Source organism: Rhodococcus sp. NPDC019050 (assembly GCF_055664235.1).
The window spans coordinates 217,405-230,260 of sequence record NZ_JBVOON010000003.1; the positions used below are offsets into that span (position 1 = coordinate 217,405).

Below are 12,856 nucleotides of genomic sequence, written 5' to 3' on the forward strand. Positions count from 1 at the left end.
GTCGATGCCGAATATCCCGCTGGGCGGGAGCACCCGCCCGCAAAGCACCGCAGATGCGCTTGCGTGGGTGCGACACGTACCACGATCGAGAGGAAATATCCGTGCAGGACAACACCTGTGAATACGACGTCATCGTCGTCGGATCGGGCGGCGGGGCGCTGGCCGGCGCGTACTCCGCTGCCGCGGCGGGACTGCGCACCGTCGTTCTGGAGAAGACCGGGCTGTTCGGCGGCACCTCGTCGTACTCCGGTGGGGCGATGTGGCTGCCCGGCACGAAGGTCCAGGAACGTGCCGGGATCGGTGACTCCACCGAGTCCGCACGTACCTACCTGGCGGCTGTCCTGGGCGATTCCGAGAAGGAACGGCAGGAAGCGTTCGTGACGACGGCCCCGGTGCTCGTCGATTTCCTCGAGCGCGACCCGAACCTCGAATTCGAGTGGCGCCCGTTCCCCGATTACTACCCGGCACCCGGACGCATCGATGTGGGCCGCGCGATCAACGCCCTGGATCTTCCGAGCGACCAGGCCGGTTCGTTGCGTGAGCGGATCCGGCCCGAGCCCGGCCTCGACCGCAACGGTGAGCCGCACCCCGACGAAACGCTCATCGCCGGGCGGGCTCTGATCGGACGCCTCCTCCTCGCCCTGCAGGGCACCGGCAACGCGGATCTCCGCACCGGCACCGCCGTGCGCAAGTTGATCGTCGAGAACGACCGCGTCGTCGGTGTGGAAGCGACCACCGATACCGGTGAGACGGTGCAGTTCCGTGCGACCCGCGGTGTGCTCCTCGCGGCCGGCGGGATCGAAGGCAACCAGGAGATGCGCACCGAACACGGCACCCCGGGTGCCGCAGCCTGGAGCATGGGCCCGCGAGGCGCGAACACCGGAGATCTCCACACCGCAGCGGCGGAGGCCGGCGCCGCGATCTCGCTGACGGACGAGGCGTGGTGGTGCCCCGGCGTCGAAATGCCCGACGGTTCCGGCGCATTCATGGTCTGCGTGCGGGGCGGTGTTCTCGTCGACGCGAACGGCGAGCGCTACCTCAACGAGACGCAGCCGTACGACCGGTTCGGGCGCGCGATGCTCGCGCACGGGTCGTCCAAGTCGGTCCCGTCGTACCTGATCTTCGACTCGCGTGAGGGTGGCCCCGTCCTGCCGGCGATGTCGATCCCCGCGGCGAGCGCAGAACAGCACTTCGCCGCCGGAACCTGGGTGCAGGCGGACACGCTCGACGATCTGGCGGGCAAACTCGGCATCGACGCCGCGACGCTGCGGTCCACCGTGGACCGTTTCAACGGATATGCAGCCACCGGCGTGGACGAGGACTTCGCGCGCGGTGAGGATCCGTACGACGTGTTCTTCTGCCCGCCCAGCGAGAACCCCAACCGGGCGCTGACAGCCCTCGCGGAGGGTCCGTTCTACGCTGCCCGGATCGTCCTGAGCGATCTCGGAACCAAGGGCGGGGTGCGCACCGACGCGGACGCGCGCGTCCTGCGCGAAGACGGTTCGGCAATCGACGGTCTGTACGCGGCGGGTAACACGGCCGCATCGCTCAGTGGGCGGTTCTACCCCGCACCCGGCACTCCGCTCGGAACGGCGATGGTGTTCTCCTACCGCGCGGTCCAGCACATGGTGCAGGCCGATTCGGTGCTCACCGATTCTGCCGTGGCCGAGAGTTAGACGAGGTTGTCCTCGAAGGGCAACCCGAACGCGTCTTTGCCGTAGAGGGCGAAGGCGCGTTCCGGCTCGTTCGCGACGTGCATGCTTCCCGCATGCGCGTCGCGCCACGCGCGCTCCACGACGTTTCCGAGAAACAACGACGACCCGCCCGCCGTCTTGAACAGCAGGTCGATCGCTTCGACGGCGCGTTCGGTTGCACGGACCTGATCGCGCCTGGTTCGCAGCCGCAGAGACAACGGGATGTCTTCTCCCGCCTTCGCATGTGTCCACAGGTCGCGCATGTTGCGCTCCAATTGGAGTGTCGCAGCGTCGATCTCCGACGACGCGCGCCCGACGGCAACCTGCGCGAACGGATCGTCGACGAAACGTCCACCACCCAGGCTCAGACGCACCCGCTCCCGCATCGCCGACAGGTACTCGTCGTAGCAGCCCTCCACCACACCCACGACGGGCACGGCAACGGTGGTGGCGAAGAGCGATGCGAACGGTAAGCGATACAGCGGACCGGTGTTGACCTTCTGTCCCGGTCCCCGCAACTTCGCGGTGTCGAAGTTGCGCACCACTCGGTGATCGGGGACGAACACGTCCTCGACGGTGATCTCGTTGCTGCGCGTCCCCCGCATGCCGACGACGTTCCATACGTCGCGAATGGAGTAGTCGTCGTCGGGCACGAGGGCGGTGACGAAATCGACCGGCCTGCCTTCTGCACCGACGACCATTCCGCCCAGCAGCGCCCACGACGCGTACTCGCATCCGGACGAGAACATCCACGTCCCCGACAAGCGGTAGCCACCGCGTGTCCGCCGGAGTCGGCCCACCGGCGCGTACGCGGACGACACGAGAGCCGACTCGTCCCGGCCCCAGACATCTTCTTGTGCGCGGTCTTCGAACAACGCGAGGTGCCAGGGGTGTACACCGACGACGGACGCGATCCATCCCGTCGACCCGCAAGCGGCGGAGAGCGCCCGGACCACCTCGTAGAACCGCATGGGGTCGGTTTCGGCTCCGCCGTAGCGGCGAGGCTGGAGCATCCGGAACACACCGGCGGCACCCAGTTCGCGAATCGTCTCGTCGGGAATTCTGCGTGACTCGTCGATGTGCGCGGCGCGGGCCGCCAGCCGGGGTGCCATCTCCCGCACCGCATCGAGTACCTGACAAGCAGTCATCGAGTGTCCTGTCCCGCCGCGGCCGTCGCGGTCAGTGCGACGGCGGAGAGAACGCCGCCAAGGGTTCCGACGCCGACCAGTCGTGTCCCCAGTAGCTGTCCGCCGTGATTTCCTCTGCGGTGTAATACGTTTCGTCGACGAGCATGCCTTCGGTGCCGAACTCGATATCCCAGCCGCCCGGTGCCCGCACGTAGAACGAGACCATCTTGTCGTTGGTGTGCCGGCCGAGGGTCGACGAGATCGAGAAGCCCAGCGCGGCGATGCGGTCGAGTGCCTGACCCACCGCGTCGAGCGTATCCACCTCGACCATCAAATGGACCAGTCCCGGATCGCTCACCGGCGGTGCGGGGCACAGCGCGAGACTGTGGTGCCGGCGGTTCACTCCGAGGAAGCGCACGCGCCGGATCGGGGGCGGTGCGGTCGGGCCGCCGATCCGTGTCGCTCCGCGGGGCAGGAAGCCGAGCACCTCGGTGTAGAACTCGTACGATTCCGCGAACGCGGCGGAGGGAAGCACCACGTGCCCGAGGCCTTCCGGCCCGGTGTGGAAGTTTCCGCCGAACGGTGTCACGAGCGGGCTGTGGTCGAGCACCGGTCCGAAGAACACCTCGGTGGGGGTGCCGCCCGGATCGTCGAAGGCGATGACCTGTTCCGCGTCGCGATAGGAGGACTCCTGTTCGCTCAGCACCTCGACCGCGACCCCGGCCTTTTCGACCGCCTCCCGGACGCGCCGCAACGCGAATTCGTCACGCACCTCCCAGCCCACGGCCAGAGCACGGTCGGTCTCGCCCGGGAGCACGATCAGGCGGGCACGACGTTCGTCGAGCCGCAGGTACAGCCCGTCCGGTTCGGGGCCGGTGCCCACGGCCATACCCAGCCCGTCGACGACGAGTTCGCGCCAGCGAGCGACGTCGCGGGTCTGAATCCTGAGGTAGCCGAGTCCCCTGATCTCCGTCATGTCCGTCCCTTCGTAAGTCGTGCAGTACTGCGGTTCGTGGAGGGGATCTAGATCATCGAGCGCATCATGCCCTGCGGTTCTTCACCCAGCTGGGAGAGCGTCGCCGCGTGGAAGACCGATCCGGGCACATGGATGGCGTGGCTCAGGCCGGCGTGGGCGTCGCGCCAGAAACGCTGCAACGGATTGCTCAGCTGCAGGGCGCCACCGCCTGCGCGGCCGAAGATCTCGTCGACGGCGCCGACAGCTCGCCATGCGGCGGCGGTCTGCGTCCTGCGGCCGATGGCGCGCATCTCGAACGTGACCTCCTTGCCCTGCTCGGTCAGATCCCAGAACCGGTCGACGGTCTCGAGGATGGCGGCACGCGAGGCGGCGATCTCCGCCGCTGCGTTGCCGAGCGCGGACAGCACGTAGGGGTCCTGCTTGATCGCGGTGCCCGTCACGGTGACTCGCTCGCGCTGCGATTCGATGTAGCAGTTCAGCGCGCCCTCGGCGATGCCGATGAGCGAGGACGTGATGCCCAGCGGGAAGATGCACGAGAACGGGAACTTGTAGAGCGTCTCGTCGCGTCCCGCGTCCTGCCACGCCAGCCCGCCCATCACCCGTTCGGCGGCGAGGGTGCGGTACGCCGGCAGGAAGGCGTTCTCGACGATGAGGTCCTTGGAGCCGGTGCCGCGCAGGCCGACGACGTTCCAGCTCTCGTGGTCGATCCGGTAGTCGGACCTCGGCACCAGCACGTGCAGGCTCTTGGGCGGCGAAAGCCGCTTTCCGTCCTTGTCCCCCACTGCTGCGCCGATCATCACCCAGTCGCAGTGATCGGTTCCCGAGGAGAACGACCAACGTCCGTTGAGGATGTATCCGCCATCGACGGGGGTCGCAACACCCATGGGGGCGTAGGGCGAGGCGATCCAGGTGTCGGGGTTCTCGCCCCAGACTTCCTGCTGCGCCTTCGGATCGAAGAACGCCATCTCCCAGGGGTGGACACCCACGATGCCGCTGACCCATCCCGTCGCGCCGTCCATCGCGCCGAGCGCCATGGCCGTTTCGGCGAATTCGCGCGGGTGCACCTCCAGACCACCGAATTCCTTGGGCTGCAACATCCGGATAACTCCCGCGTCGCGGAGCCGTCCGGCGGTGCGGTCGGTCAGACGCATGAGCGCATCGCCCTCGGCGCCGTCCGCACGGATTTCGTCTGCAAACTTCACGACGGAGTCGAGGACTTGTCCCATGATCTCTCCAGCTCTCTGAGGGCGACGCCCGGTCACCGTGCGAAAACGTGTCGCCGGCGGCGTCGAAGTTCCGGTAGTGGCTACGGTCTCAATAGTTCGCAGCCACCCTCCGGAAATGTTCCACTGAGCGGGATCAACCGAGATCGGACGACCCCGCGGTCAGGATGCCGCAGCGTCGTCGCGCTTCAGGAACGCGAGAACGGTTGCGAGCCAGGCCTCGCGCGCTTCGATCATCGTCCAGTGCCCGCAGTTGGGGAACACGTGCAGCTCGCCGTTGCGCAGGTCGCGCATCGGGAGCATCGCCATGTCGACGGGGCTGACCCGGTCGTCGCGGCCCCAGGTGAGCAGGGTCGGCGCGGTGATCTTGCCGAGTTGAGCCCAGTACGGGGTGGCGTCGGAGGCTTGCGCCGCCTTTCCGGCCGCGGCGAAGGCGGCGCTGCTGTACATGCGACGCGCGATTTCCAGGGTCTTGGGCTCGGTGGCCAGTGCCCACCGCTCCTCGATGAGTTCTTCGGTGATGATCGCGGGGTCGTACACCATGGAATGCAGCCAGCGGACAAGCTTTTCGCGTGTCGGATCGTCCGTGAACTCCATCAGAAGCTTGATGCCCTCGCCCGGTGCCGGCGCGAAGACCGAACGTCCTGCGCCGCCGATGGTGACAAGCTTGCTCACCCGGTCGGGCTGTGCGATCGCGAACTGGGTACCGACGATGCCGCCCATCGAGTTGCCGATGATCGCTGTCCGGTCGAGGCCCAGTCCGTCGAGGAAGTCGGCGACCGCTACCGACGCCATCGCCATGGGGTGTCCCTCGCAGGGATCACTGACCCCGAATCCGGGAAACTCCAGGACGAGGCACCGAAAGTGCTCGGAAAGGTCGGCGAGCACGCCGCGATAGTTGCGCCATCCGGTGACTCCGGGGCCGGACCCGTGCAGAAGGACGAGAGGCTCTCCGGCACCTGCCTCGTGGTAGCGGAGTGTGCCCCGGTCGGTCTCGAGCGTCCTGGCAGTCTCGTCGTAACTCAATTCGGTCGTCATATCCGACACGTTCCCAGTGACGGCCCTCACGCGGCGCGCGACCTCCCGGTCACCGGGACGTGCCGGCGGTCATCGGTCGTGGCGGGTTATATCCACTCTCCCGATTGGGTGGCGAGCAGTCGCTCCATGGCGTGCGAGGACCACGATTCTGCCGGGACCCGGGTCGCGCGGGTGCCACGCCGGGGAACGCTCAGTTCGGGATACAGCGCGCGCGAGACGTCGCGGGCCGCCGCCGCGACGAGCGGCGCGGTCCGTTCGAGAAGGCCGGCGCGGGTGGGACCGCACAGGGAGATCGAGGCGATGGGCCCCTCGGGTCCGCGGATCGCGGCACCGACACATGCCATCCCGACCGCGGACTCACCGGTTTCGAATGCCAGACCGCGCCGGCTGCGGATGCGGTTGAGTTCGAGATGCAGAGTCGACCGATCGTGGATGGTGCGGTCGGTACGACGGGCGAGCCGCTCGTCGTAGAGGTCGTCGACCTGCTCGGGCTCGAGGCCCGCGAGCAACGCTTTTCCGCACGCGCTGGCGTAGGCGGGAACCCGGCCGCCGACACGGGACGGCAGTGCCGCGGCGAGCTGACCGCCGATCTTGTCGAGATAGACGCAGTCACCGCCGTCGAGCACCGCGAGGTGCGCGACCATACCCGTGGTCATGTGAAGTTCGTAGAGCAGCGGAGCGGCGGCTTCCCGAATCCGGATGTGGCCGTTGTCGCCTTCGGTCATTGCTTTCGCCCGCCGGCCCAGGCAGTAACCGAACGACGCGTGGTCGATCCAGTCGAGCCGAACCATCTGGTCGAGGATGCGATGAACGGTCGAGCGCGGCAGTCGCGTGCGGCACGCGACCTCTTCGAGAGTGAGACGAGACGAGCGATCGTCGAAGGCATCGAGGATCAGGGTCATGCGTTCCACCATCGACGCGGGAAGCTCGCGCTTCGCGGTCTCGGCCGGTTTCGCGTAGTCGGACTCTGACATCGGCACCCTTTCGTTCTCCTGCACAGAACCCACAGAACAACAAACTGAAATTCATTCTTGTGGTCTGCACCAAAGGGTACTACGGAAGGTGACGAAGTACACAAACCGCCCGCACATCCCACTGACCAGGAAGAACCTGTCGACCGAATCGCGGCGCCGGTACAACCGGAGAGCAAGGTGCCCGATCGACCTGCAGTCGTCACGGCAATCGCGTGACCACCGACGAAAGTGCCGAAACAGTCATGACCGAAGTCCACTCCGCTCTCTTCCGCCCGCTCGCCGTCCGCTCCCTTCGGCTGCGCAACCGCATCGTGATGTCGCCGATGACGCGGTCGCACTCGCCGGGTGGAGTTCCGGGACCGGACGTGGCCGAGTACTACCGGCGCCGTGCCGCCGGCGGCACGGCACTCATCGTCACCGAGGGTGTGGCGATCGACCACCCGACCGCCGTCGACAACCCCCGCGTACCTCACATGTACGGCGAGGCCGCACTCGACGGGTGGCGCCGCGTCGTCGACGCGGTCCATGCCGAAGGCGGCCGGATCATCCCGCAACTCTGGCACGTCGGGCCGCTGTGGGGAGCCATGACCGCAGACGTCGATCCCGCCCTGACCCCGATGCGGCCCTCGGGTGTGTGGGGAGAACCCGGCGTCACCTCGTACGGAGCCGACTATGTCGCCCGCGCGTCGAAGCCCACGCGCGCCATGACCGAAGAGGACATCGCGCAGGTCGTCGACGCATACTCCCGCGCCGCAGCGGCTGCGAAGGAAGTCGGATTCGACGGCGTCGCCCTGCACGGCGGTCACGGTTACCTGCTCGACTCGTTCCTGTGGGAAGGAACCAACCTGCGCGAGGACCGCTGGGGCGGCGACCTCCGAGACCGCACCCGATTCCCCGTGGCCGTCGTGGCAGCCATTCGCGCGACCATCGGTGAGGACCTGCCGATCTTCTATCGGTTCTCGCAGCACAAGCAACAGGACTACGAGGCAAAGATCGCGCACACGCCGGACGAGCTGAAGGCCGTCCTCTCGCCGCTGGCCGCCGCCGGCGTGGACGTGTTCGACGCAAGCATCCGCCGCTTCGATCTGCCCGCGTTCGAGGGCAGCGACCTCACCCTCGCCGGATGGGCCAAGAAGGTCACGGGCGCCGTGTCGATGGCGGTCGGGAGCGTCGGCATCGGAGCGACCCTGCGCGAGAGCCGCACCCAGGGCAGCGCTCCCGTGCGAGACAACCTTCCGGAACTCGAAAGCCGGATGGGCAGGGATGAATTCGATCTGATCGCCATCGGGCGCCTTCATCTCGCCGATCCGACACTCGCGACGACGCTGCGCAACGGCGCGGCGCTGCCGGAATTCGACCGCACCATCCACGAGGCGGCACTGCTCTGATCTCGGTGCACCGGACACGTCGGCAGTCTCGATGAGCGGGAACACAACTCGGAGAATTTGTTACCTCATCTAGAAAGTGATGCGCACCACTCCCGACTGGAGTGAGGAAACCCCGCGGGCCACGACGGGTCGCCGAGAGTCTGGATGCGCAGTGACGTCATACGCTAACGAGCTATCCCACCAGGAGCCCGAACACACTTCCGGCCGAGGACGATTCGACCGCAGGCAACCCGTCTGGGTAATCGTGGCGGTGTTGATCGCCGTCGAGATCATCAGCGCTTTCGAAACTTCCATGATGTTCGCGGCGATCCCCACGCTCATCACGGATTTCGACAGCGACGCGTCGACCGTCGGCTGGGCCGTCACCTCGTTCCTTCTCGTCGCGGCCGCATCTGCCGCAGTCTGTGGCCGACTCGGCGACATGTACGGACGTGAACGGGTATTGATCGTTCTTCTCGTCGTCGCAGCGGTGGGTTCCATCATCAGCGCCGCGGGCGACAGTCTCACCAGCATCATCGTCGGCCGCACTATCCAGGGTGTTGCCGGCGCGATCCTTCCGTTGTGCATCGGCCTCGCACGTGAGCACCTTCCGTCGGGCCGGGTTCCCGTTGCCGTCGCGCTGATCTCGGGATCCGCCGTTGCGGCGGGTTCGGCGTCCCTGCTGGTCGCGGGGCTGCTCATCGACTACGCCAGCTGGCACATGATCTTCGTCGTCGCTGCCGCGTACTCGGTGTTCGCGATTCTGCTCGTGTGGTTCGTCCTGCCGTGGCGGCCGCCGACCGGCACGAAGGAGAAAATCGACTACGTCGGAGCGGTGACGTTCGCGGCATCCGTCGCTGCGATCCTCCTCGGCGTCAACAAGTCGCAGGCATGGGGCTGGGCCGACGGCCGGACCCTCGGCCTGATCGTCGGCGGCGCCGTCGTACTCGTTCTGCTCGTGCGGTGGGAGTTGCGCGTGCCGTCACCGATCATCAATGTGCGCCTCTTCGCCGGACGAAAGTTCTCGCTGACGATGCTCGCGACGATCGCGATCGCCGCGGGACCGATGGGCGTCGCCACCATGATCATCCCGATCATCATGCAGACGCCGACGTCGAACGGCTTCGGCCTGGGCCTGAGCGCAACGCACGCGGGCTGGTTGTCCTTCATCGGATCGATGTTCGGTTTCGCGTGCACGCCCCTCAGCGGCCGCATCTCGGCGGCCGTCGGATCCCGCGTATCGATGTTGATCGGCAGCATTCTCTTCGTCGCCAGCACCGTGACCATGATGACCGCTCACAATTCGGTTGTTGCGATGACCGCGATGGTCGTGGTCGTGTCGGTGGCCACCGCATTCGCCTACACGGCCCTGCCGAACCTCATCGTCGAGGCCGTGCCCGAACGCAACACGAGCGAGGCGACCGGCACGAATGCGGTGCTGCGTACCGCAGGACAGGGCGTCGGCACGTCCGTCGCCACCATGTTGCTCGCGTTCGCGGCCACTCCGATCGGTGGTCTGAACATGATCGGTGTCATGTTCCTGGTACTGGCGTTCATTGCGATCGCACTCACCGTGATGATTCCCCGTGGCGTCCCGGACACAGTCGCCGGCTGACTGATCCGACATCTTCGGATTTCTTCCGACATCTGGAGGCACCCTGCGCGCCCGGTTCCGGCCGGGCGCGCAGGGCTTTCATCCGGCGGGCGGCCGACTGTGTCTGCTCGGGCGTTCCATGTATGCCGGGCCGTAGGCGAGAAAACCGAACCGGGAGTAGAGCGGCTGCGCATCTGCCGTATGCAGCATCCACCGGAAATCCGCTGCGTCGGTATCCGACAGCAGGCACTCGAGCACGGCACTTCCGACGCCATCTCCCCGATGCTCCGGGAAGACGAATCCGTCTGCGATGTACCCGTAGGCGACACCGTCGGAGGACACCCGGACCGCGCCGAGCATTCGACCGGAGTCCGGCTCCCTCGCAGCGTAGACCTTCCAGGCGCTACACAGAAAGCCCCGTCCAGCCCTGTGATCAGGGCGGGACGGGGCAGTCATCCCTGTTGAGGGAGTCGACAGTTCTCTCAGCGGTTCATCAGGGCACGCATCGCTTTCGCTGCTCCTTCGACCAGCTCGCGACGAGGAAAGCCGCTGCGCTTCACCGCTGCGTCGTAGTTTCCGCCCGCGATCCACACCGGACCGTCCTCGAGATGTTCGAGGCCCTCGCGTGCAACATCTTCCGACTCCGAGACACGCATGCCGGGAACATCGAAGTTCAGTCCGGCGCGCACCATCGCGGGGGTGCGCGTGACGCCGAGGACGAGTTCGACCACGTGGACGCCGAACGGCCGGAGTTCGAGCCAGAGGCTCTCGGCGAACACCCGGCTGAACGCCTTCGACGCCGAGTAGATGCTCTGGTGTTCCGAGCCCATGTAGCCGGCGAGCGAGCCCAGCAACATGATGCCGCCGCGGCCCCGCTCCTTCATCGGTGCGCCGAACAGATGGGCGAGTTCGACCTGCCGGTGCACGTTCAGGTCGATCACGCCGCGGAATCCGTCCAGGTCTCCGGTGACGAATTCGTGGCCGTAGCTGTTCGCTCCGGCGTTGAAGATGAACAGTCCGACTTCGAGATCTGCTGTCGCGGCGCGGATCTCGTCGACTGCGTCGGGAGCGAGCAGATCCAGTGCGAGGGTGCGCACCTCGACGCCGTTGCTCCTGGCACGATCCGCAGTCTCCTCCAGAGGAGCAGGCTTACGGGCGATGAGCACGAGATCGAATCCGGCACGGCTCAATTCGTCCGCGAATGCGGCGCCGACGCCCTCCGATCCTCCGGCGATGACAGCCCACGGGCCGTGCTGTGCACGATCGAGGTTGATGGGTTCGGTCATCGCGGATCCTCCGGAGGGTCGGTTCGAAGCTTCACTGGACAATCGGTGCCGGGACAGGTGCGTCGTCGTATACGTCGAGCACGCCCGACGCCGCAGCCCGCGTGATGGTCTCGGCGAGCCGGGGGCACGCCATGAGCGGGGCACCCGGCCGCCCGTCGCGGCCGGCGCCGTCCTGCACCTCGGGACAGCGCCTGCGCGCGTCGGCGTTCCACTGGATGGAGGTGTGCTCCCAGCTGTTCTTCTGAACCAGCACCTGCGCCGAGCACTCGACGCATCGCAACGGTTCCATCCGGTTCTCCATCGTCGGTACTCCTACCCCGTGCTGGTGGGTTGTTCCTCGAGGGCGGCCTTGCGCGCGATGTTGGCTTCGACTTCCTTCATCCACGCGGCGACCGGGCGGGTCGTGTCCATCTCGAACTCGAATCGGTCGGTCATCTCCGGCTTCACCTCGTCCACGTCGACGTAGAACTGCTCGTACCAGCGGCGAAGCTGGTACACCGGGCCGTCCTCCTCGCAGAGCAGAGGATTGTCGATGCGGGTCTTGTTGCGCCAGATCTCGATGTCCTGCTCGAAGCCCTTGGCGATGAAGTTGCCGAACTGCTGTGCGACCTGCAGCGCCTGCTCGCCCTCGAAGCGATCGGACTTCTTGACGATCATCCCGTACATCAGCACGAACTTGTTCTGGGAGACCGGGTAGTGGCAGTTGATGAGCGTCGACTCGATGTCGTAGCCCTCGTACTCGTAGACCAGGTCGGCGATCATGAACGACGGGCCGAAGTAGCTCGCATCCGAACGGCTGCCGAGCATCCGCGGCTGGCCCGCGGCGTGCGGACGGGCGTCCTCGCGGGCCTTGCCGCGCATGAACTGGCTGGCCACATGGCCTTCGAAGACGTTCTTGAAGTACGTCGGGAAGGAGTAGTGCACGTAGAAGAAGTGCGCCATGTCGACGATGTTGTCGATGAGTTCACGGCAGTTGGTGTCGACTTCGGTCCGGTACCAGACCCAGTCGGTCCACTCGTCGCTCAGCGCGCCCTCGATCCGGGGGATCGTGACGTCCGCCGGCGGCGGGTTGCCCTGCGGGTCGTTCCACACGAACAGCAGCCCGTCCTGCTGGAGCGTGTGCCATGCGCGAGTCTTGGCGATGGGCGGCACACGACGGGCGTACGGGATGTTGGTGCAGCGGCCGTTGCCGCCCCAGCGCCAGTCGTGGAACGGGCACGCGACCTGGTCGCCCTTGACGGTGCCCTGGCTCAGATCGCCACCCATGTGGCGGCAGTAACCGTCGAGGATCTTGAGGTCGCCTGCCGTGTCCGCCCAGACGACGAGCTTGGTGCCGAAAGCCTCGACCGAGTGCGGCTTGCCGTCCTTGAAGGACTCGGCGAGTCCCAGGCAGTGCCAGCCACGTGCGAAACGGGTGGGTGCGGTACCCGCGACGATCTCGCGGACCTCGGTGTTGTCGGAAGTGCCCAGGCTCACGGTCGTCCGTCCTTTCGGGAGGATTGAGAAGTGGAGGAGTCACCGGCGGAATATCGGCAAGCGCTGTGCCGGTCGGGATCTCGCCACGCTGTTGATCCTGA

Annotated in this window: 12 protein-coding genes; 3 read left to right on the forward strand and 9 right to left on the reverse strand. The window is 66.6% G+C overall.

From position 1 onward, the window contains the following. Window positions 1-101: 101 nt before the first annotated feature. Complete coding sequence (locus tag AC0B44_RS05600; protein WP_471901930.1) at window positions 102-1,676, forward strand: FAD-dependent oxidoreductase; 1,575 nt, start codon at window positions 102-104, stop codon at window positions 1,674-1,676. Here the strand turns inward: AC0B44_RS05600 and hsaA are convergent. The 5 genes from hsaA to AC0B44_RS05625 form a co-directional block, all read right to left on the reverse strand. Continuing rightward, window positions 1,673-2,842: a 3-hydroxy-9,10-secoandrosta-1,3,5(10)-triene-9,17-dione monooxygenase oxygenase subunit gene (gene hsaA, locus AC0B44_RS05605; RefSeq protein ID WP_471901931.1), complete on the reverse strand. Its 1,170-nt coding sequence runs from the start codon at window positions 2,840-2,842 to the stop codon at window positions 1,673-1,675. The two genes, AC0B44_RS05600 and hsaA, sit on opposite strands and share 4 nt — an antisense overlap. A 31-nt stretch (window positions 2,843-2,873) precedes the next feature. Beyond that, entirely contained in the window at window positions 2,874-3,797 is a 924-nt protein-coding gene (locus AC0B44_RS05610; protein WP_471901932.1) for a VOC family protein, read from the reverse strand. Window positions 3,798-3,844: 47 nt separating this feature from the next. Further along, window positions 3,845-5,023 (reverse strand): acyl-CoA dehydrogenase family protein, encoded by a 1,179-nt coding sequence (locus AC0B44_RS05615; RefSeq protein WP_471901933.1) that lies wholly within the window; start codon window positions 5,021-5,023, stop codon window positions 3,845-3,847. Window positions 5,024-5,182: 159 nt separating this feature from the next. After that, entirely contained in the window at window positions 5,183-6,058 is an 876-nt protein-coding gene (locus AC0B44_RS05620; protein ID WP_471901934.1) for an alpha/beta fold hydrolase, read from the reverse strand. Between the two features lie 86 nt (window positions 6,059-6,144). Further along, the gene (locus AC0B44_RS05625; RefSeq protein WP_471901935.1) at window positions 6,145-7,032 is read right to left on the reverse strand and encodes an IclR family transcriptional regulator; all 888 of its coding nucleotides are present in this window, start codon (window positions 7,030-7,032) and stop codon (window positions 6,145-6,147) included. Between the two features lie 242 nt (window positions 7,033-7,274). Here AC0B44_RS05625 and AC0B44_RS05630 point away from each other — a divergent pair, with 242 nt between their 5' ends. Both AC0B44_RS05630 and AC0B44_RS05635 read left to right on the forward strand, forming a co-directional pair. Then, window positions 7,275-8,420 (forward strand): oxidoreductase, encoded by a 1,146-nt coding sequence (locus AC0B44_RS05630; protein ID WP_471901936.1) that lies wholly within the window; start codon window positions 7,275-7,277, stop codon window positions 8,418-8,420. 244 nt (window positions 8,421-8,664) lie between these two features. Next, window positions 8,665-10,014 (forward strand): MFS transporter, encoded by a 1,350-nt coding sequence (locus AC0B44_RS05635; protein WP_471901937.1) that lies wholly within the window; start codon window positions 8,665-8,667, stop codon window positions 10,012-10,014. A gap of 78 nt (window positions 10,015-10,092) precedes the next feature. On the opposite strand, the gene AC0B44_RS05640 is transcribed toward AC0B44_RS05635, so the two are convergent. From AC0B44_RS05640 to AC0B44_RS05655, 4 genes are read right to left on the reverse strand one after another with little or no spacing between them, the layout of a single operon-like run. Further along, window positions 10,093-10,449, reverse strand: a complete 357-nt coding sequence (locus AC0B44_RS05640) for a GNAT family N-acetyltransferase (RefSeq protein WP_471901938.1) — start codon at window positions 10,447-10,449, stop codon at window positions 10,093-10,095. 26 nt (window positions 10,450-10,475) lie between these two features. Next, window positions 10,476-11,279 (reverse strand): SDR family NAD(P)-dependent oxidoreductase, encoded by an 804-nt coding sequence (locus AC0B44_RS05645; protein ID WP_471901939.1) that lies wholly within the window; start codon window positions 11,277-11,279, stop codon window positions 10,476-10,478. 31 nt (window positions 11,280-11,310) lie between these two features. Continuing rightward, on the reverse strand, window positions 11,311-11,568 hold the full coding sequence (locus AC0B44_RS05650) for a hypothetical protein (protein WP_471901940.1): 258 nt from the start codon (window positions 11,566-11,568) through the stop codon (window positions 11,311-11,313). Between the two features lie 23 nt (window positions 11,569-11,591). Further along, entirely contained in the window at window positions 11,592-12,755 is a 1,164-nt protein-coding gene (locus AC0B44_RS05655; protein WP_471901941.1) for a Rieske 2Fe-2S domain-containing protein, read from the reverse strand. Window positions 12,756-12,856: the final 101 nt, after the last annotated feature.

What these genes read in the sequence shown, in the direction of transcription:
- AC0B44_RS05640 (WP_471901938.1), bottom strand. Translation starts at nt 10,449, where the DNA reads ATGACTGCCCCGTCCCGCCCTGATCACAGGGCTGGACGGGGCTTTCTG.
- AC0B44_RS05620 (WP_471901934.1), bottom strand. Translation starts at nt 6,058, where the DNA reads ATGACGACCGAATTGAGTTACGACGAGACTGCCAGGACGCTCGAGACC.
- hsaA (WP_471901931.1), bottom strand. Translation starts at nt 2,842, where the DNA reads ATGACTGCTTGTCAGGTACTCGATGCGGTGCGGGAGATGGCACCCCGG.
- AC0B44_RS05630 (WP_471901936.1), top strand. Translation starts at nt 7,275, where the DNA reads ATGACCGAAGTCCACTCCGCTCTCTTCCGCCCGCTCGCCGTCCGCTCC.
- AC0B44_RS05650 (WP_471901940.1), bottom strand. Translation starts at nt 11,568, where the DNA reads ATGGAACCGTTGCGATGCGTCGAGTGCTCGGCGCAGGTGCTGGTTCAG.
- AC0B44_RS05625 (WP_471901935.1), bottom strand. Translation starts at nt 7,032, where the DNA reads ATGTCAGAGTCCGACTACGCGAAACCGGCCGAGACCGCGAAGCGCGAG.
- AC0B44_RS05645 (WP_471901939.1), bottom strand. Translation starts at nt 11,279, where the DNA reads ATGACCGAACCCATCAACCTCGATCGTGCACAGCACGGCCCGTGGGCT.
- AC0B44_RS05615 (WP_471901933.1), bottom strand. Translation starts at nt 5,023, where the DNA reads ATGGGACAAGTCCTCGACTCCGTCGTGAAGTTTGCAGACGAAATCCGT.
- AC0B44_RS05610 (WP_471901932.1), bottom strand. Translation starts at nt 3,797, where the DNA reads ATGACGGAGATCAGGGGACTCGGCTACCTCAGGATTCAGACCCGCGAC.